This window comes from Rhizobium tibeticum, assembly GCF_900110205.1.
Lineage (GTDB): Bacteria > Pseudomonadota > Alphaproteobacteria > Rhizobiales > Rhizobiaceae > Rhizobium > Rhizobium tibeticum.
Genome location: NZ_FOCV01000046.1, coordinates 13,814 through 30,569, shown reverse-complemented (window position 1 = coordinate 30,569; position 16,756 = coordinate 13,814). Strand labels below are relative to the sequence as shown.

Sequence of the window (16,756 nt, the reverse complement as noted above, 5' to 3'; positions counted from 1 at the left end):
ACAAGCTGCAGTCCTACGGCGCAGCAAAGCGAGAGATCATGCCGGGTGTAGAGCATCGCTCCCACAAAGGGTTGAATAATCGGGCGGAGAATTCTCACCAACCAGTCCGGCGGCGAGAGCGGATCATGAAGCGCTTCAAGTCACAGCGACATCTACAACGCTTCGTCTCCATCCATGATCCGATCGCCAACCTATTTCAAATCCCGCGCCACGACATCTCCTCCGGCCACCATCGCGAACTGCGCACGGCGGCGATGAGCCTGTGGGCGAAAATTGCCCGAGCATGAGAGATAGCTGCGGATGGCGTCTTTCGCTGGCCTTTCATCCGTTAAGTTTACGATGCCGTTCGCGCTGCCTTGTACGGATTGCTCGGCTGCGATGTCACTCAGATTCACGGGCTCGGGCCTTATCTGACGCTCAAATTGGTCGGAGAGTGCGGGACCAACCTCTCGGCCTGGCCGAGTGCCAAGCACTTCACCTCCTGGCTGTGCCTCTCACCAAGCAACAAAATCTCCGGCGGCAAGGTGCTGTCGTCCCGGACCCGGCGATCTAACAGCCGGGCCGCGGCGCTACTGCGGCTTGCCGCAGTTGCGGTCGGGCGCACTCAGACCGCCTTGGGCGCATTCTATCGGCGCTTGTCCGCACGCGTCGGCAAGGCCAAGGCGGTCACCGCCACGGCCCGCAAAATCGCCGTCTTGTTCTACAATACGCTGCGTCACGGTATGGAATATAGCGATCCGGGAGCTTCCTGTTACCAAGAGAGATGCCGCCGACGCGTCCTCACCAATCTCGAATGAAGGGCAAAGTCGCTCGGCTATACCCTACAGCCCGCCAACGCCCGGCTGAGTGTTTCTTAGGAATACAGTGCAACAGATGGAACAACACCTCCTTCGGCAGGTTTTAAGTTCTTTGGTGCCGGCGACGAGGTGCAGCGATGCGACCCAAATTGATGTTTGCTGGTATGACGATGGCGATGAGCTGCGCACTGGCTTCTGCTGGAATGGCGAAGAGCGACAAGGAATTTCTGAGCGACGCGATGAAGGCCGACAATTCGGAAATCAGGCTCGGGGAACTTGCTGCCCAAAAGGGTGGAAGCGAGGATGTACGCTCATTCGGGCAGGCGTTGATTGACGATCATCGCAAAGCCAAGGACGAAGCCACGGCTCTCGCCGGTGATCTCGAGGTAAAGACAACTGCCATTATCACGGTCGACGCGCAAAACGCGGTGGAGACGCTGCAGCGTTTGAGCGGGCCAGAGTTTGATAAGGAGTTCGCGGACTATATGGCCTCGAACCAGGAGAAGGCTATTACCGAATTCAAGGAAAAGGCCGGCGGGGGCGACAGACCGGTGCCAGAATTTGCAAGGAAGATGTTGCCGATATTGCAGAAGCATCTGCAGCTTGCCCAATCGCTGAGCGGACATTGAGGACTGGAAAACCCGGCGAGCAAGCCCTTTTAGGGTCTTGGACGCTAATTCAGCTTGGGCACTGTTCGAACTAGGCCAACATGTTAGCTTCAATGCCGGCAGCGACAAATGTGTCGCGAGCTAAATCGGGCGATTCTCTTCGCTCGATCGCAGCGCTGCAGATACGCAGAGCGCTGAAATAGCGTGGGCCATTTGTCGCTGGCCATCGATGCTTAAGATAGTCGACTGCAGCTTCTGGGCCAAAGATCGCTTCGCAGAAACCGTTTCCTACTCTGACATTCACTGGTGCACTCCAAAATATGGGGGAGAATTTTCGAGCCTTGATGTTCATGTACGAGCTCCTGAGCCTAGCCGTAAACGACAAGAGAATTGGAAACGTTCCATCAAAAAAATTTGCGCTGCCACTGTTCCTATCGCGCGCAATTTCGTTAGCAACCGAAACCGTGTGGCGTCGTTCTTGAAGTTGCGGCGGCTTTCATCAACGCCATGGTTTTCGATGGTCTTTTTGGAACATCTGACCGATGCATTTCGTTGTTGTTTTAGACCGCGGAGGCGGAAGCTTCCCTTCCTCGTCAACACCTACCGCGATCCGCGATCCTTGCAGAAGAAGAGCTTGATCTTGCCCCGTCTTCGCGACGGGGCGCTCTTTCGCAAGGACAGTTCCGGCGCCACATTCGATTGTTGCCCAGCCGCCAAATAGGCGTAGCATGATTAACCGGCCCCGATATGAACGGGCGGCCGCGTGGAAAGGAGTGCACAAATATGTCACTCTTTAATCTCCTGACTGACCTCGAAGACCAGGACATCGACACAGTTACAACCGTTGTCAGAAGCTGGTGTGAAAAGCATAATGTCTCAGTTGAAAGCGAGTGCGGAGGGGCTGCCATGACGGCGGCAGTAAATCGCGTGATAGCTGGCGAGAAAACGCCCGAGTCGCTGTATGAGGCGATTTCCATCCAGATGCACGTAGGACGGCATAAGAACCCCTTTGCTTAGACTAGTGCCCGTCCATAAACGCCTGTTTTTCTGGGGTTTTCAAGGTTGCTTGTCCACTGAAGGATGTTTGTTGGGACGGGTGATGGCACAGAACCCTGCAGGTTATGGCGCAAAGCGCGATCGGGCGGCAAAGGGGATCGGCCGACGCTTGCCGGGCGTGCTCTGAACGCTGCCGGATGAGGGGCGTCAGGTCGGCCTGAGGCGTGCGAAGAGGGCGAGATTGTAAACGACCACCGAGGACCAGACATAAGCCTTGAAGTGGTCGAGCCCACGCCAGGTGCAGCGCCCCAAGCCATAAGCGCGTTTCAGACAAGAGATGCCGGCCTCGATGCCGGCGCGGAAGTTTCTGAGCTTGCGATAGACCCAGCGGCTGCTGACCATGTCTTCGATGCTGAGGCCGCGCTTCTTGTGGAAGGCCATGTCGCGGATGCCGCGGGCTTTGGCTCCACTCAGATTTTCGCGGCTGGCATAGCCGCCGTCGGCCGCGGCCTGACGCGGCGGCTCGCCGTAAAAAGCGATGTGGCGTTCCAGCATCGGCAAGAAGCGCTCGCTGTCGGTCGGGTTGCCGGCTTCGATGACGAGGTCGAGGATCAGTCCACTTCTGCCGGTGGTCAGATTGAGTTTGTGGCCGTAGTCGACGTCGCGGCTGCCCTTGACGATGATGTCGGCATGCGGCTCGAAGAGGCTCACCAGCTTCTCGCCGGCCGGGACCGGCTCCCCGGCCAGGACCCGCCGTTCGGTCTGGGCGATGATCCGCTTGATCAGCGGCCGGTAGTGGCGGTGCTGGGCCTGCCACAGTTCGCCGCCCGGGCCCGCCGTCAGGGGCAACTGTTCACTCGCCTGCTGCAGATAACTCAAGGTCGTGCGCGTGATCTTGAGCAGTGTGCGGTAGTGCTTGATCCGTTTCGGGCGGCCGCGGGAATATTCGATCGCCCGAGCCCGCTTCTTTGCCGCGCGGCGGTGGTCGTGCCATGCGATGGCGCTACTCAGTGCATCGGCCTGCTGCAACAGCCGCACCATCACCCGCACAGCGTCCCATAACAGGCTGCTGTCGCTCGGCTCATGGATCAGTGCGGCGGTGACGGTGCTATCCACACGCACGACCTTGCCACTTTCCAGCTTTTCCTGCCGGGCGCTCGCCAGCAGCACCCGGTTGATCTCTTCAAAGGTTTGCGCCCGGATCGCGCTGATCGTCTTGTGCAAGACCGACTTCTTCGGGCTCCACCCCCACGGCAGCCGGGCAAAGGCGCGGAACGAGGCGGAGTCTTCGAGATGGAAGGCCAGTTCCTGGTAACTCAACTGGCGATGCTGCTTGAGCAGCGCGCAGCGCAGCACAGCCTCGGCTGGTAGCCCCTCGCGGCCGGTCTCCCTGAGAGCATGTCGGCGCAGGTCGCGCGCCACCAGCCCGAGCAGATCGCCATGCTCATCCAGCCATTGCGACATGGCTTTCAGCTCGCGGCCGATCTCGTGTTCGGCGAAAAGATCGAATATGCTGGCTTGGACGGTGCGTTCTTGGCGCATTGTCGGCTCCGGCGGTTACGGGTTTGTCTTTAGAATCAGTAGCTTGATCTAAAGTGTACCTGAAGCCGCCGGGCTTTGCCCGCGGAAATATAGCGATTCCGTCAATAATTTCAGCAGTTTACCGTTTATGGACGGGCACTAGACTAGCTAATATGCTTTCCTCGCAAGGTGAGTGCAGCAGGGGAAGGGGGCGCATCGGGAAATGACGCCACCCTAACAACGTCTCAAATGCGTGCCGGGAGGGGTCATTGATATTGCCAACTTTCCCGCGCTTTCCAGATGCTACCAGGGCTGTTAGTCGCCAAGATCAGGCCTTGACCAGCTTGTTCTATACGGTCTCGGAGGGGCGATCGCGATCTCCCTGATAGGTCCCTTCTATTGGACGCCGATTGCTCGGTCGGACTGGCCGTTCGTAGCTGCGCTGGGACTATGTGGCACGGTTAGCCATTATTCCTTGATCCGCGCCTACGACTCGCTACAGGCATCGGATGTTCAGCCCTTGACCTACCTACAGCTCGTAGTCGGTGCGATCATCGCGGTGGCATTCTTCGGCGAAACGCTGAGTTGGAACATGTTACTTGGCGCAACAATCGTGGTAGGTGCAGGACTATTCACGATGTGGCGCGAACCTCGCGCGCACTCCAAGAACGAACCAGCGAGCCGATCCGGGATCATGCCCTGACCTAAAGCTTCGCCGCCGTTGCTGTGAATGTTGGGTGGCTTCGAAATTTTCGGTGAACCCGCCGATTTCCGAACGGGCGCATCGAAAATGCAGCACAGGCGATCAGCTTAGGCGTCACCTGCGTTGATGGTGTCATTACTTGCCGTCAGACTCGCAGCACTTTTCGCAGCTTCCCATCTCTGGCATGCACGCTTGACCAGTTGCTCTTCGTCATGCACGCCTTCCTTGACAAGGGCCACCAGAAGCGCCGCGATCTCCAATGTCGCCTTCCTATCTCGCGTTACGCCATTCTCTCGACAGACGGCCTTCAGCGCATTCTTTATGAAAGAAAAATCATCGATCGGCCTTGCATCGGCGGTGTCAGCCGAAGAAGCGTTTCCGTTTGGAATCGTCTGGCTATTTGGGATATCGCCAGCGGTGGCGACGATGGCACAGTCCTCGTTCGTGGCGAGTTGTTTCAAGCTGTCCCTCTATGATGTGATTAAGCCAACAAGGCTGCGAATCAGTGAAACCTATCACCACAGGAGAAGTCTAATCAACCTGTGCAATCAGTATCTTCGCTTCGCCTTTGCTGCCCCGGCCGAGAATCAAAAGCCGACACAGGCGCGGATCTGATCGCGCAGGGGCCATGACAAAGTTAGTACGCTTACTCTAGGATCAGACGGGTCGCGCACCAACAAATAGCGTGATCGCGACATGGCGATCGTGAGTGCTTGCGGTCGAGGGGGCGGCAGCAGTGGCAGACAAAACATCTAGGCTCGCAGTCGCTGCCGGATTCTCATGAATTGGTCATCGGTCTATTTCACCGACCCTAACCGACTTCGTGGGCGTGTGTTTAAGAAGGCTCACCTCGCATGTCGGTTCGCGTCCTCGGGAATTGGTTGGGCGACGGCGGCCACGATTCCTTTAAGTAGTGGATCGATCTTGCCTGCCTCAGACGGGCTGCGCGGTAGGCCGGAACAGGATTTCGTTGATATCGACGTCCTCCGGCTCGTTGATTGCGAAGGCGACCGTGCGCGCGAAGGTGTCGGGCCCGATGGCGATCTTGCTGACGAACTCCTTCGTGCCCGCCTGGATGTCCTTCTCGCTGATGTGTTCCAGAAGCTCGGTGCTGACGGCGCCGGGCGAGATGATCGTCGTTCGGATGTTGTACGGCTTCACCTCTTTCCGCAGGCCTTCCGACAGTGCCCGCACCGCGTGCTTCGTAGCGCAGTAGACCGTCGCGCCTGGGTCGACCACATGCCCGTAGACAGAAGACACGTTGATGATGTGTCCGGACTTCCGGGCCTGCATGTGCGGGAGGGCTGCCGCGATTCCGTAGAGCACGCCCTTGATGTTGACATCGATCATGCGGTCCCACTCGTCGACCTTGAGGCGTTCGAGCGGCGCGAGCGGCATAAGTCCGGCGTTGTTCAGCATCACGTCGATACGGCCGAAGGCGTCGACCGCGCTATCCACCAGGTTCTTCACCTGATCACGGTCGGTGACGTCGGTCTGGACGGCCTTGGCCTTGTAGCCTTTCGCGGCCAGCTCTTTGGCGAGCGCGTCGATGCGGTCGCTGCGACGAGCTCCAAGCACAACGGCAGCGCCTCGTTCCGCGAGATGACGGGCCGTAGCCTCGCCAAGTCCGCTGCTCGCGCCAGTGATGACGACGACCTTGTTTTCGATTCCTTGGTTCATGACGATCTCCGATCTCAGTTTAGGTGCGGCGGCTTGCGAAGCCGGCCAGTATGGCCGATCCGGCGAGTAGAATTGCGGCGAGGACGAAGGCGCTCCACCAGCCGACAATGTCGAACAGTGCGCCGCCAGCGGATGCGCCGCCGGCGATCGCCAGTTGGATCAATGCGACCTGTAGTCCACCTGCCGCTTCAAGTTGGTCGGGGACGATCCGGGCCATCCAGGTGTTCCAGGCGACCGGAATAGGCGCCGTGAAGAACCCCCAGAGTACAAGTAGCGCGGCGGTGACTGCGATGAAGGACCCGAGGGCGACGAGGGACAGGGCGATCATCGCCAGCGCCGTAGGCAGGCCGATCAGCAGGACGGCGAGACGCCGCCGAATCACGAGCCCGACCAAGGAAGTTCCAGCGAGCCCTCCGAGCCCCAGTCCAAGAAGCATCATCGAAAGCATGTTCAGCTCGACATGTGTCACGGTCTCGAGAAATGGACGCAGGTAGATGGAAAGCGAATTCTGGCCGATGAACGCCAGAGCGGTCGCACCCATTCCGAGTGCGAAGACGCGATTGCGCAGCAGTCCGAAGATGCCGCTAACGGAAATGGCTGCGTTTGAAGGCATCTTCGGCAGGGCGGCGATCTGCCAGATGAACGCGACGAGGCCCACTGCTACCGTGATAAGGAACGTGCCCCGCCAGCCGATCAGTCCGCCGAGGAAACTCCCAAGCGGCGCCGCGAGGACGAGCGCGAATGCCGTCCCGCCTTGAAGGAGGGCGATGGCCATGGGCAGGTCTGATCCAGGGGCGAGACGCGCCAGGATGGCGGTGGACAGTGACCAGAAGCCTCCGATCGCGACGCCGACGAGCGCGCGTCCGAGGAGAAAAACAAGGAAGTTGGGAGCCAGCGCGACCGCCAGGCTGGAGACGATGAGCACCGTTGTATAGAGAAGCACGACCGTTTTGCTATCGAGCCGCGCGAGAAGGGCGTTACCGAAGAGGCTCGTGACCTCGGCGAAGAAGCCCGACACGGTGATCGCCTGTCCGGCCTGGCCTTCGGAGATGTCGAGGTCGCGAGCGATAGGGGTCAGCAGGCTGACGGGCATGAATTCCAGTCCGACGAGAAGGAAGGTCAGAAGGGCCAGGCAGACGACCGCGCCCCAAGGCGTTGCCGCCTTGTCCGTTGCCATTCGTTCACCCAGAACCAGCTCCATCGTCATTCCCGATCTCCAACTGCATCTCGCTGACATTTAAATAGCCAAGTGCACACTGTCAGACTAGGAGGTATAATCTGCATGTTACGGTGAAGGAGATTCAACAATGCGCCGCGACGAGTTCACCGAGATGAGGGCGTTTCTCGAGGTGGCGCGCGAGAGAAGCTTCACCCGCGCGGCCGCCAGACTTGGTGTGACCAGATCCGCTCTCAGCCACACGATCAGGGCGTTCGAGGAGCGGCTGGGCGTTCGTCTTCTCGCCCGCACCACCCGTGACGTCGCGCCGACGCCCGCTGGCGAACGCCTCGTGGAAAGGATTGGTCCTCATTTCGAGGGCATCGCCGCCGAGATCAGTGCGATCGGTGCGCTGCGTGACATGCCCTCGGGCAACGTGCGGATCGTGTGCCCCGATGACGCCGTCGAGATGGTCTTCCGACCCAGACTGCCTGCATTCCTGCAGGAATATCCGGATGTGAACGTCGAATTGATAATCGACAACGGGTTCACGAACATCGTCGAGAAACAGTTCGACGCGGGCGTCCGGCTTGGCGAGCTGGTCGCCCGCGACATGGTGGCCGTCAGGATCGGCCCCGACGTCTCCTATGCGGTGGTCGGCTCGCCTGCCTATTTTGCCAGCCGGTCCGAGCCGACCACCCCTCAGGACCTTGCCGACCACAACTGCGTGAACCTGAGGCTGCCCACCTCAGGTGGCCTTTATGCCTGGGAGTTCGCGAAGGATTCGCGTGAGTTCAGCGTCCGAGTGAACGGGCAGCTTACGATGAGCAACATCGAACCTGCGATCAACGCCGCCCTCGATGGCGTCGGGTTGGCCTACGCTCCACGCGACCTCGTGCGGTGGCACCTGGAGAGCGGTCAACTTCGCGAAGTCCTCGAAGACTGGATGCCGACTTTCCAAGGCTATCATCTCTACTATCCGAGCAGGCGAAATCCATCCCCTGCGTTCGCAGCCTTCGTCGAAGCGTTCCGGCACCAGCGTGCCGAAGGAGGGCGTCATGATCGCGGACGGTCGACCTGACGACACATCTCCACGGATCATTCGCCCGACGCCTTCCGGAGGATCTCACAAGTGCGCTGCGCGAGATTACCATGACGGTGCTGGGTAAGAACCAAACCGAGCGCAAGGAGGCCGGCCGCGCACTGATGAAGGAGATCCTCACGCTTCTGCAGCTCCAGCACGAGGGCGAGGTTCATCTGGCGACGATCGGCGGGTTCGATCTCGTCTATGAGGGCGAGCGGATCGGCAAGGGTGATGGCTATCGCTACGAGACCGTCATTCAGCGCACCGGCGCGGACTACGAGATCGAGCTTGCTATCACTGTCACCCCCCTTGGGGCCATCTCCCCGCTCGAGCATGGGCTCGACGGGTTCGAGGAAGAACTACGGCGCTATCGGCAGCGCCTTGATGACGCCGAGCGACGCCTGACGTCGTATCGTTCCCGCACGGGCGGGCGGAACCTTCCAGTTCACTGATGAACTCTCCCAGAAGCGCCGCCTTCTCCGTGGAATCGACGAGGAGATGGCGGCCGCCGCTGTCGACGACGCGCAGGAGGCAGCTTGAACGTCCGGGCCGGAACCGGAGGCCGTCAGGCCTCGCTTGGTTCCGGTCGTGCTCGCCTGCGCGCGAGACGGCCGCGTTGCTCCGCCTCCTGCAAGGCGAGACTGTCGAGGTAGCGCTCCCTCATCTGCTTTATATCGATCTCGCCGCGAACCCATTCGTCGAGAAGCGCGATGAAAGCCGGATCTTTGTCGATGGGCACGCCATGAGCTTTTGCCCTGTCGATGGCCCGCTGCGCGATGGATTTCCGGGTACTGGGGTCCGTGCTCATCTTGCCTCGACTTGGGAGTGATTGGATGGGCGGCGAGATCTATCAGGGGGTCGCTTACGCCGCGACTTGAAATCTCTCGCTATGAACAATATCTGAGCATCACTTCCCGTTTCGATGATGTCCTGCCGGCGGCAACCGCCGCGGCTTTCGATATCGTCCGGGATCAAAGAAAAGGGCGCTCCCCTCACGGGTCGAGCGCCCTTTTCGCTTCGGCCGCCAAGTCGATGTGGATAGGAGATACGGATCTCGTTTCGCTTCCGACGCCTTGACCGATGCTTAAGCGCGATGAGATCTAAAGAAAAACACTGCGGGAACCTATGCCTTTTTATCTTGTAACCCAGACCTCGCTAACTGAAGCCGACGACGAGGAGGCTGCTGCCCGAATTGCGGTCGACCAGATCCGATCCGGAAGCAAGGTCGCCGTCACTGTGAAGTCCGACGAAACGACCGTCTCGCACATCGTCGTTCCTGCGAAACAGGCTATCTCTCTCGCAGCTCCGGTTGCTCATGCTGATGAGCAGGTCTCCGCCACTTCCCCTACCCCATTGTCCGTCGCCGAGGCCGATCGAAAGACGATATTGAGGAGGATAGTGGCTGATGCGTTCTCGCTTCTGAAGCCGCGCCCCTAAGTCTTTCAATCGGGGTAGGTCTATGCGTAGCTCTGGCGGCGCATCGTCAACCTACGCGCCATTTGGCGAGTAGCCGCCGCGAAATAATTAGAGGATGATGAAGTAAAAGGAAAGGAAATGGAACCGGTCGCAGATCGGTCCTCCTGCCGACGCTTCCGCTCAATCGCCGCCTGCGCGATCCCGGCCGGTTGTCCATCGCAGGGCAGATGCCCCGCTCGTCCTGCCCGGCAGGGATGCTCGGCCGCAGTTGCGGCAGTCCTGCCGACCCCGCGGTCCGGGAGTTGTCTTCGAGAAAAGTGAAGACAGAAAGGGCTGGCAAGGCGCCGGCTCCTAAACCTCCCGAAAGGACAGTCCCATGCAGATCAAGAAGGTGGATCCCCGCGCTCTGAAGGAAAACCCCGACCGCATGCGTCAGACGAAGTCGTCGCCGCAGGCCGATGCGCTGATGCTGGCGACGATCAAGGCCGTCGGTATCGTCCAGCCGCCGATCGTTGCGTCCGAAGCGGATGGTGGCAATGGCTACATCATCGATGCCGGCCATCGCCGTGTGCGCCTCGCAATCGCCGCCGGCCTCGAGGAAATCGAAATCCTTGTCGTGGACGCTGCCAACGACAACGGCGCCATGCGCTCGATGGTCGAAAACAGCGTGCGCGAAGCGCTGAACCCGGTCGACCAATGGCGCGGCATTGAGCGGCTGGTAGCACTCGGCTGGACCGAGGAAGCGATCGCCGTCGCGCTGGCGCTGCCCGTTCGCCAGACCCGCAAGCTGCGTCTGCTTGCAAACGTTCTTCCTGCGATGCTTGAGCAGATGGCGCTGGGCGACATGCCGTCCGAGCAGCAGCTGCGGATCATTGCAGCCGCCGGCGAAGTCGAACAGAAGGAAGTCTGGAAGGCGCACAAGCCGAAGAAGGGCGATACCGCAGCCTGGTGGTCGATCGCCAATGCGCTGACCAAGAAGCGCATGTATGCCAAGGATGCCAGCTTCGGCGACGATCTGCGCGAGGCCTATGGCATCGAATGGGTCGAGGATCTCTTCGCGCCGGCCGACCAGGACAGCCGCTACACGACCGACGTCGAGAGCTTTCTCGGCGCCCAACATGAATGGATGACGAGCAATCTGCCGAAGCGCGGCGCGATCGTCGAGGTCAACAGTTGGGGCCAGCCGGAACTGCCGAAGAAGGCGAACCAGGTCTACGGCAAGCCCTCGAAATCCGATAACGCAGCCCTCTATCTCGATCGCGACGGCAAGGTTCAGACCGTCCACTACCGCATGCCGGAGGCGGCCAAGGCGAAAGGCGGCAGTGAACCTGGTAGCGACGGCGCCATCAATGACAACACTGGTTCAACACCGAAGGCACGTCCTGAAGTCACCCAGAGGGGTCAGGATATGATTGGCGATTTCCGCACCGACGCCCTGCACGATGCCCTCAGCAGTGCCCCGATCGAAGACGACATGTTGATGGCGCTGCTTGTCCTTGCCTTCGCCGGCCAGAATGTGCGGGTCGATTCCGGCGCAGAAGGCGGCCTCTATGGAGGTGCGCGCTTCGGGCGCCATGCCGCTCGCCTCTTCACCGAGGATGGCAGGCTGTCTTTCGACATGGATACGGTTCGGATCGCTGCGCGAGCAGCCCTGATCGACGTGCTCTCGTGCCGGCGCGGTATGTCGAACAGCGGCGTCGTGGCGCGTGTCGCCGGCGAGGCGATCGGTGCGGACAGCTATCTGCCGAACATGGGCACGGAGGAGTTCCTCGCATCCCTGTCGCGTCAAGCCCTTGAAACCGTCGCTAAGGATGCCGGCGTCGAACCGCGCGCACGCGTCCGCGAGACCCGCTCAACTCTCGTCACCCACTTCGAAGGCGATACCAACCTCGTCCATCCGTCTGCTCTGTTTGCGCCGGAGCCAACGGATGTTCTCGCCCTTCTCAAGCACCTTGATCACGAACCGAGCCTGCAGGACGAGGGCGAGACCGACGATGGCACCGCCGGTGGTATCGACGCCAATGACGGGCATGGCGAGGTTGATGTCTCCGACATGGTCGGCGCTGATGACGGTCCAGGAACGCTCGACGACCACGAAACGGCCTACGGTATCGCGGCCGAGTAATCCCACCAGTCATTTCCAAGTCTTCCGCTCCGCCGCCGGTCATCCTGGCGGCGGTTTGGTTTTCAGCACCTTCAAACAAGGAGCCCGACCATGAACGGACCTTCAATGACCTCCGCCACAAACCCAGCATCCAAGTCCCCGGCCGTCGATGACGTCGAGTTCGGTGTAAGCGCCGACGGATTTCCTGTTGCACGCATCGGCGAAACCCTCCTTGGCCTTATTTCCAACGGAAGCGACAATTTGTTTCTGGCGAGTGCGTGGCGTATCACCAAGCCGTTAGCCGAAGTGCGGCGTCACCATTTCTACCGCCACGATGGCCGAGTGGCGGACGAAGCGGCGTTCCGTCTCCGCGCAATCGAAACCGCGGAGCATTTGCGGGAACTCACAGCCCTCTCCCGCATGCAGACACGCATGTCGGCGAGCACGCCATGGGGCGGCTCCCAGCTAGCGACGATCTATGCCGAGGGAGTTGTCAGCCACTCAACCTCAGGCCATGGCGGCTTTCATCTTTCTCCCGATCGAAATCTTCAGGTCGATGCCTCGGTTCGCAGCGCAAGTGGCTGGTATGAGGAAGATTGCGAATGGGCCATTGTCGCCTTGACGTTCCCGACTCTCTTCACCCGCTACGAGTGCCGGTGTGCCAATGAGGCTGCGCGAAACACCTTCCCTGATTATTGGGAGAAGCTTCGCGGCCGTCAGCTCAGCGCCGGCGAATCCTGGTCGAAGGATCGCGCGGAGTTCGACCGCGTGCATGCTGACGATTGGATCGTGATTTCTGCGATCATCTCCTCCCACCATTCCGGCATGACTGAGGTGTTCGCCACGAGAGGGGGCAATCGCGAATCCCAGCGAGAGGAGCGTCGCTTTCTCGTTCCTCATGATGAATATGGCAGGCGCGGTCGCTTTGGCTTTGTCATCGATCTCGCGCGTCATGCCGCCTATGATGGTCCGTCGAGCTTCGTCGGTTGGAGCGCGAGGGCGGCATGATGGCACCGGTAATGTCCCCCGAAACTCAGCTGTCTCGTATGGAGGACGCGCGGCGCCAGACCCAAAAGCAGCTGCAAATCATAGACCGGCAAATCACCCGTCGGATGACGGCGATCCTGCCACAGATTGCCAGGCGCCAAAGCGGGTATCGGCGAGGCAAGGCGCCCGATGGCCGCACGGTGCTCGAGCGCTATCGCGCCAATCTTGCTGGCCTGACTGCAGAGCGTCAGCCCGAGGTCGATGCACTCTCGCGAAAGCTGGCTCGACAGGATGCTGCGATCACGGAGCTGCGGGACCGTTTATCCTCGGCCGGCTTACACCAGAGCGCGGGTCGGGAGGACTGACGACATGGCAACAATAGGACATCTCGAGCGCAAAGCCGGTATCGGGTCTTCCGATGCTGAGCGAACTGCGTTCTGGCTGCGGTTTCATCATCTCGAAGGGAAAGCATCCTCGATGCGGGCGTGGCCGAGCTCAAGCGGATGATCGCACAGCGCAACGGGACCGAATTGCATGCTGCCAACAGGCGCCAGCGATGGCCAGCCCTGAGCGACGATCAGGAAACTGCACTACGAGCGTATGCCGCCAGGCATGGCCGACGCTGGAAGAACATCCTCAGCGATGTCTGGATGGGTGGTGGACCGCCTTATGACGATGGCGGGATCTTGCGAGGTCTTCGTAACACCCATGGTCCCACATGGCTTCAATCCTACCGGTTGCCCAAGGCAGAATTGCAGACCCAATCGGACGGGAATGCAGCGGACTCACGAGGGTATCGCAGAAGCGAAAAGTAAAACGGGCTGGAGCCATATCCCTGTCGTGTCCGGTGATGGCCCCGTGACGGTTTGTCCTTCGGTTTGCTGCGGTCTGAACCAGCGGCCGTCCGTTTCAAGGCCGCTTCGCGCCGCGGGGCGGCCGGATCCCGCCATCCGTCACGGAGCAGCTCCGCTCGGCTTCGCAGGGCAGTTTGCCCTTCTTGCTCGCAGATCGGCTCCGCTTGGCCTGGCCGGGCCCGGACCTTGAACCGCCCGTCTTCCGCCGGTTCGGGTCGACCGCACCGAAGGGCAAGCCGGCACGGGGCCGGAACCGCTTCGGCTCGAAAGGAAGAGACATGGCCAAGCCCGCCACCAATCCTCGCCAGACCGCCCGGGTCGTCCAGCTCCGCAAGGGTGCCACCGTCGAAATGGTCCGCCTCACCTGCCCAGACAGCGCCCAGGCGATCAAGATCGCCGAAAGCTTCGGGACCGTCGTCATCGACAGCGGCGGGATCCGAGATCTCCACGAACGGCTCATCACCGAGACCGCGGATGCTCTCAGCGAAGGCCTCGGTGACCGGGCCATGCAGATCCACCTGCAGCGGATAGTCGGCGCCTATGTCGGCTCAGCCCACGGGGCCGGCCAGTTTTACAGCAACGCCGTCACCCAGGCACGCGATGCCACCGCCAAGGCGGCAAACGATGCCCGCGACGAGGACCTCGACGGTCCCGTCGGCTACGATAGTGCCGCACACCGCAAGCGGGAATTTGCCGCCGACATGGGCATCCAGGCTCACGCGTTGCGGATGGCAGCCGAAGGTGCCGTCGCCGCCTACAAGCAGATCGTCGGTGAGAGCTGGAAGCCGTTCGATCGCCCGGTCGAAAACCCCAGGGGCTCCGTGGATCGCAAGGCGGCCGCGGCCCAGATGTCCGCTTTCGACTGACCCCCTGGGGCGGAGTGCGCTCCGCCCCTTATCGCTAAGGGCCGCCTCCGTGGGGCGGCGCTTTTTCATGTTGGCTCTCGATGGAGAGAAAGGAAAAGAGGAATTTGACCGGGCCCTTGCGGCCCGTCTCGTGCGTCGGACTTGCAGGAGCCGCCCACGTCAGGCAACGGCTTCGCCGTCCTCCACTTCGTTTCGGCCGTTCCGGTGCAAGCCGTCGGCTCATGGCTCCTGCCCTTGGCCTCCGCGACGGGGCCGCGATTGGCGCGGCTCCAAATAGTGGAGATGAGAAATGAGTAAGAACGTCGAAAGCCAGCGCACCGACATCTATTCCCGGATCACCGATCGGATCATTGAGGACCTCGCCAGCGCGGTTCGCCCGTGGATGAAGCCCTGGAATGCTGCGAACACGGAGTCGTATCAGCCGCCCGCTCCGGCACAATGGCCAACCCTATTCGGGTATGAACGTTCTCCTGCTTTGGTCAGAGCAGATGTCGCGTGGCTTTGCCTCGTCGATGTGGATGACGTTCAAGCAGTCGTTGGAACTCGGCGCCGCCGTTCGCAAGGGCGAAACGGGATCGACGGTCGTGTTCGCCAGTCGGTTCACCAAATCCGAATCGGACGGAAAAGGCGGTGAGTTGGATCGAGAAATCCCGTTCTTGAAGGCCTACTCGGTGTTCAACGTAGAGCAGATCGACGGATTGCCCGAGCACTACTACAACCGGCTGGAGATCGTGCTCGATCCCGTTGCACGGATCGAGCAGGCGGACCATTTTTTCCGCAGCACCGGCGCGGTGATCCGCCACGGCGGAGATCAGGCTTTTTATGCGCCCGGTCCCCACGTCATCCAGATGCCATCCTTCGAGACATTCAAGGACGCCGCAAGCTACTATGCCACACTTAGCCATGAAGCGACGCATTATGCCGGGTTCCGGATTATGCCGCACCAATGTTTCGGAGTGTAGGAGAAGCGATGTTTCCAGCGAAAGGGCTCGGCATAAAAACGCGCGCGATTTACTTCGGGCGTCGATTCAGGCGGAGCCAAAAGTCACAGAAGGTGGGAGGCGGGAATTCCCGCAGGAGCGCAAGTTCTTTCGCCGGGACGAATTTCACTCATTGATCCTTTCCGGACCATTGCCTTCAAGTCCTTCCCTCACCGAAAGCGGACGTGCGGCCGAACCGGCGCTCTGACCTAAAACCGCCCTAAGAAGGTTTGCACCCGGTATCCGTCGACCCGCACTCCCGCGACGACTCGAACGATTATGTGGCCGCATTTCTATTGCTTTCATCCGCGACCTGCGACCGCCACTGCTTGACAAGATCCCGTCGTCGACCTGGGTATTGCTCGGTCTCGACATCTGCATCCTCAATGCGATCAACACGAAATGTGCGGAAATCCTGCCGCAGTTCGCACCAGCCCGCGACGAAACGCCGGTTCTCAAAAAAACCCAGCGAGATCGGCCAGATAATGCGTTTCGTAGCTACATTGTTGAAATCACGATAGCAAATGAGTACTTTGCGCTGTTCACGCATGGCCCGTCGTAGGACTGCCAAGTCGAAGGATTGAGGCTGCGGCGGTCGCTCGCCGACATGGAAACCACTGTTATAGACGTGGTGCCGCAGCTCAGCCGGAAGCACAGCATCAATCTTGGCAATAGCGTTCTTTGCCGCGAGAGCAAGGCTATCGTCTGTTTGTTGACGAACCAGTTCCGCGCCAAGCGTCAGAGCGTGAAGTTCTTCCTCCAAGAACATCAAGGGAGGCAGCAGGAAGCCGGGTTTTAGAACATAACCAACACCTGGCTCCCCTTCAATGTCTGCGCCCATAGCCTGCAAGGTTGCAACGTCGCGACGGATAGTCCGCAGAGAAACACCGCTTTCCTGTGCAAGGTCGAGGCCAGCCACCGGCTGGCGATGCCGGCGCAGAATCTGCATGAGGTCGAATAGGCGATGGCTCTTGGACATTCGGGAACTCTATCACGGATGATGC

The 16,756-nt window shown here is 60.3% G+C and carries 18 protein-coding genes and 3 pseudogenes; 14 read left to right on the top strand and 7 right to left on the bottom strand.

Annotation, left to right across the window (positions count from 1 at the left end; all coding sequences use genetic code 11):
- The 3 genes and pseudogenes from BSG20_RS30520 to BSG20_RS30510 all read left to right on the top strand — a co-directional run.
- Nucleotides 1-287 (top strand): DDE-type integrase/transposase/recombinase (locus BSG20_RS30520; RefSeq protein WP_143147556.1); only part of this gene is annotated, 287 nt, incomplete at its 5' end.
- 57 nt (nt 288-344) lie between these two features.
- Nucleotides 345-797: pseudogene (locus tag BSG20_RS30515) on the top strand (transposase); the annotation flags it as partial.
- A 137-nt stretch (nt 798-934) separates the two neighbouring features.
- Complete coding sequence (locus tag BSG20_RS30510) at nt 935-1,426, top strand: DUF4142 domain-containing protein (protein ID WP_072381384.1); 492 nt, start codon at nt 935-937, stop codon at nt 1,424-1,426.
- A gap of 70 nt (nt 1,427-1,496) precedes the next feature.
- On the opposite strand, the gene BSG20_RS30505 is transcribed toward BSG20_RS30510, so the two are convergent.
- Nucleotides 1,497-1,757: a DUF982 domain-containing protein gene (locus BSG20_RS30505; RefSeq protein WP_072381385.1), complete on the bottom strand. Its 261-nt coding sequence runs from the start codon at nt 1,755-1,757 to the stop codon at nt 1,497-1,499.
- Nucleotides 1,758-2,188: 431 nt separating this feature from the next.
- Between BSG20_RS30505 and BSG20_RS30495 the strand changes: the two genes are divergently transcribed.
- Nucleotides 2,189-2,422, top strand: coding sequence for a hypothetical protein (locus tag BSG20_RS30495; RefSeq protein WP_072381387.1), 234 nt, complete (start codon nt 2,189-2,191; stop codon nt 2,420-2,422).
- 186 nt (nt 2,423-2,608) lie between these two features.
- Here the strand turns inward: BSG20_RS30495 and BSG20_RS30490 are convergent, their stop codons facing one another.
- Nucleotides 2,609-3,943, bottom strand: coding sequence for an ISNCY family transposase (locus tag BSG20_RS30490; protein ID WP_093041587.1), 1,335 nt, complete (start codon nt 3,941-3,943; stop codon nt 2,609-2,611).
- A 349-nt stretch (nt 3,944-4,292) separates the two neighbouring features.
- Between BSG20_RS30490 and BSG20_RS30485 the strand changes: the two genes are divergently transcribed.
- The gene (locus tag BSG20_RS30485) at nt 4,293-4,625 is read left to right on the top strand and encodes an EamA family transporter (protein WP_342030082.1); all 333 of its coding nucleotides are present in this window, start codon (nt 4,293-4,295) and stop codon (nt 4,623-4,625) included.
- Between the two features lie 107 nt (nt 4,626-4,732).
- Here the strand turns inward: BSG20_RS30485 and BSG20_RS36775 are convergent, their stop codons facing one another.
- The gene (locus tag BSG20_RS36775) at nt 4,733-4,885 is read right to left on the bottom strand and encodes a hypothetical protein (RefSeq protein ID WP_167371629.1); all 153 of its coding nucleotides are present in this window, start codon (nt 4,883-4,885) and stop codon (nt 4,733-4,735) included.
- Nucleotides 4,886-4,946: 61 nt separating this feature from the next.
- On the opposite strand from BSG20_RS36775, the gene BSG20_RS36770 reads away from it, so the two are divergent.
- Nucleotides 4,947-5,240, top strand: coding sequence for a hypothetical protein (locus BSG20_RS36770; protein ID WP_167371630.1), 294 nt, complete (start codon nt 4,947-4,949; stop codon nt 5,238-5,240).
- 318 nt (nt 5,241-5,558) lie between these two features.
- Here the strand turns inward: BSG20_RS36770 and BSG20_RS30475 are convergent, their stop codons facing one another.
- Nucleotides 5,559-6,305 carry an SDR family oxidoreductase gene (locus tag BSG20_RS30475; protein ID WP_072381393.1) on the bottom strand — a complete coding sequence of 249 codons (747 nt, stop codon included), beginning with the start codon at nt 6,303-6,305 and terminating at the stop codon, nt 5,559-5,561.
- A 19-nt stretch (nt 6,306-6,324) separates the two neighbouring features.
- Complete coding sequence (locus BSG20_RS30470; protein ID WP_072381395.1) at nt 6,325-7,512, bottom strand: MFS transporter; 1,188 nt, start codon at nt 7,510-7,512, stop codon at nt 6,325-6,327.
- 100 nt (nt 7,513-7,612) lie between these two features.
- Between BSG20_RS30470 and BSG20_RS30465 the strand changes: the two genes are divergently transcribed.
- Both BSG20_RS30465 and BSG20_RS30460 read left to right on the top strand, forming a co-directional pair.
- Complete coding sequence (locus BSG20_RS30465; RefSeq protein ID WP_072381397.1) at nt 7,613-8,542, top strand: LysR family transcriptional regulator; 930 nt, start codon at nt 7,613-7,615, stop codon at nt 8,540-8,542.
- Between the two features lie 68 nt (nt 8,543-8,610).
- Nucleotides 8,611-9,085 (top strand): annotated as a pseudogene (locus tag BSG20_RS30460) (hypothetical protein); the annotation flags it as partial.
- A gap of 25 nt (nt 9,086-9,110) precedes the next feature.
- On the opposite strand, the gene BSG20_RS30455 reads toward BSG20_RS30460, so the two are convergent.
- Nucleotides 9,111-9,353 carry an antitoxin VbhA family protein gene (locus BSG20_RS30455; protein WP_072381398.1) on the bottom strand — a complete coding sequence of 81 codons (243 nt, stop codon included), beginning with the start codon at nt 9,351-9,353 and terminating at the stop codon, nt 9,111-9,113.
- Between the two features lie 317 nt (nt 9,354-9,670).
- Here BSG20_RS30455 and BSG20_RS30450 point away from each other — a divergent pair, with 317 nt between their 5' ends.
- From BSG20_RS30450 to BSG20_RS30420, 6 genes and pseudogenes are all read left to right on the top strand, one after another.
- Complete coding sequence (locus tag BSG20_RS30450; RefSeq protein WP_072381400.1) at nt 9,671-9,982, top strand: hypothetical protein; 312 nt, start codon at nt 9,671-9,673, stop codon at nt 9,980-9,982.
- Between the two features lie 355 nt (nt 9,983-10,337).
- Nucleotides 10,338-12,086: a ParB N-terminal domain-containing protein gene (locus tag BSG20_RS30445; RefSeq protein WP_072381402.1), complete on the top strand. Its 1,749-nt coding sequence runs from the start codon at nt 10,338-10,340 to the stop codon at nt 12,084-12,086.
- Between the two features lie 90 nt (nt 12,087-12,176).
- A complete protein-coding gene (locus BSG20_RS30440; protein ID WP_083540030.1) occupies nt 12,177-13,073 on the top strand; it encodes a DUF7007 domain-containing protein in 897 nt (298 codons plus the stop codon).
- Nucleotides 13,073-13,417, top strand: coding sequence for a hypothetical protein (locus BSG20_RS30435; protein WP_177309908.1), 345 nt, complete (start codon nt 13,073-13,075; stop codon nt 13,415-13,417). Before BSG20_RS30440 ends, BSG20_RS30435 begins: the two co-directional genes overlap by 1 nt.
- Nucleotides 13,418-14,184: 767 nt before the next feature.
- A complete protein-coding gene (locus tag BSG20_RS30425; protein WP_072381428.1) occupies nt 14,185-14,772 on the top strand; it encodes a hypothetical protein in 588 nt (195 codons plus the stop codon).
- Between the two features lie 289 nt (nt 14,773-15,061).
- Nucleotides 15,062-15,692: pseudogene (locus BSG20_RS30420) on the top strand (ArdC family protein); the annotation flags it as partial.
- Between the two features lie 337 nt (nt 15,693-16,029).
- On the opposite strand, the gene BSG20_RS30415 reads toward BSG20_RS30420, so the two are convergent.
- A complete protein-coding gene (locus BSG20_RS30415; RefSeq protein WP_072381406.1) occupies nt 16,030-16,731 on the bottom strand; it encodes a helix-turn-helix transcriptional regulator in 702 nt (233 codons plus the stop codon).
- Nucleotides 16,732-16,756 lie beyond the last annotated feature (25 nt).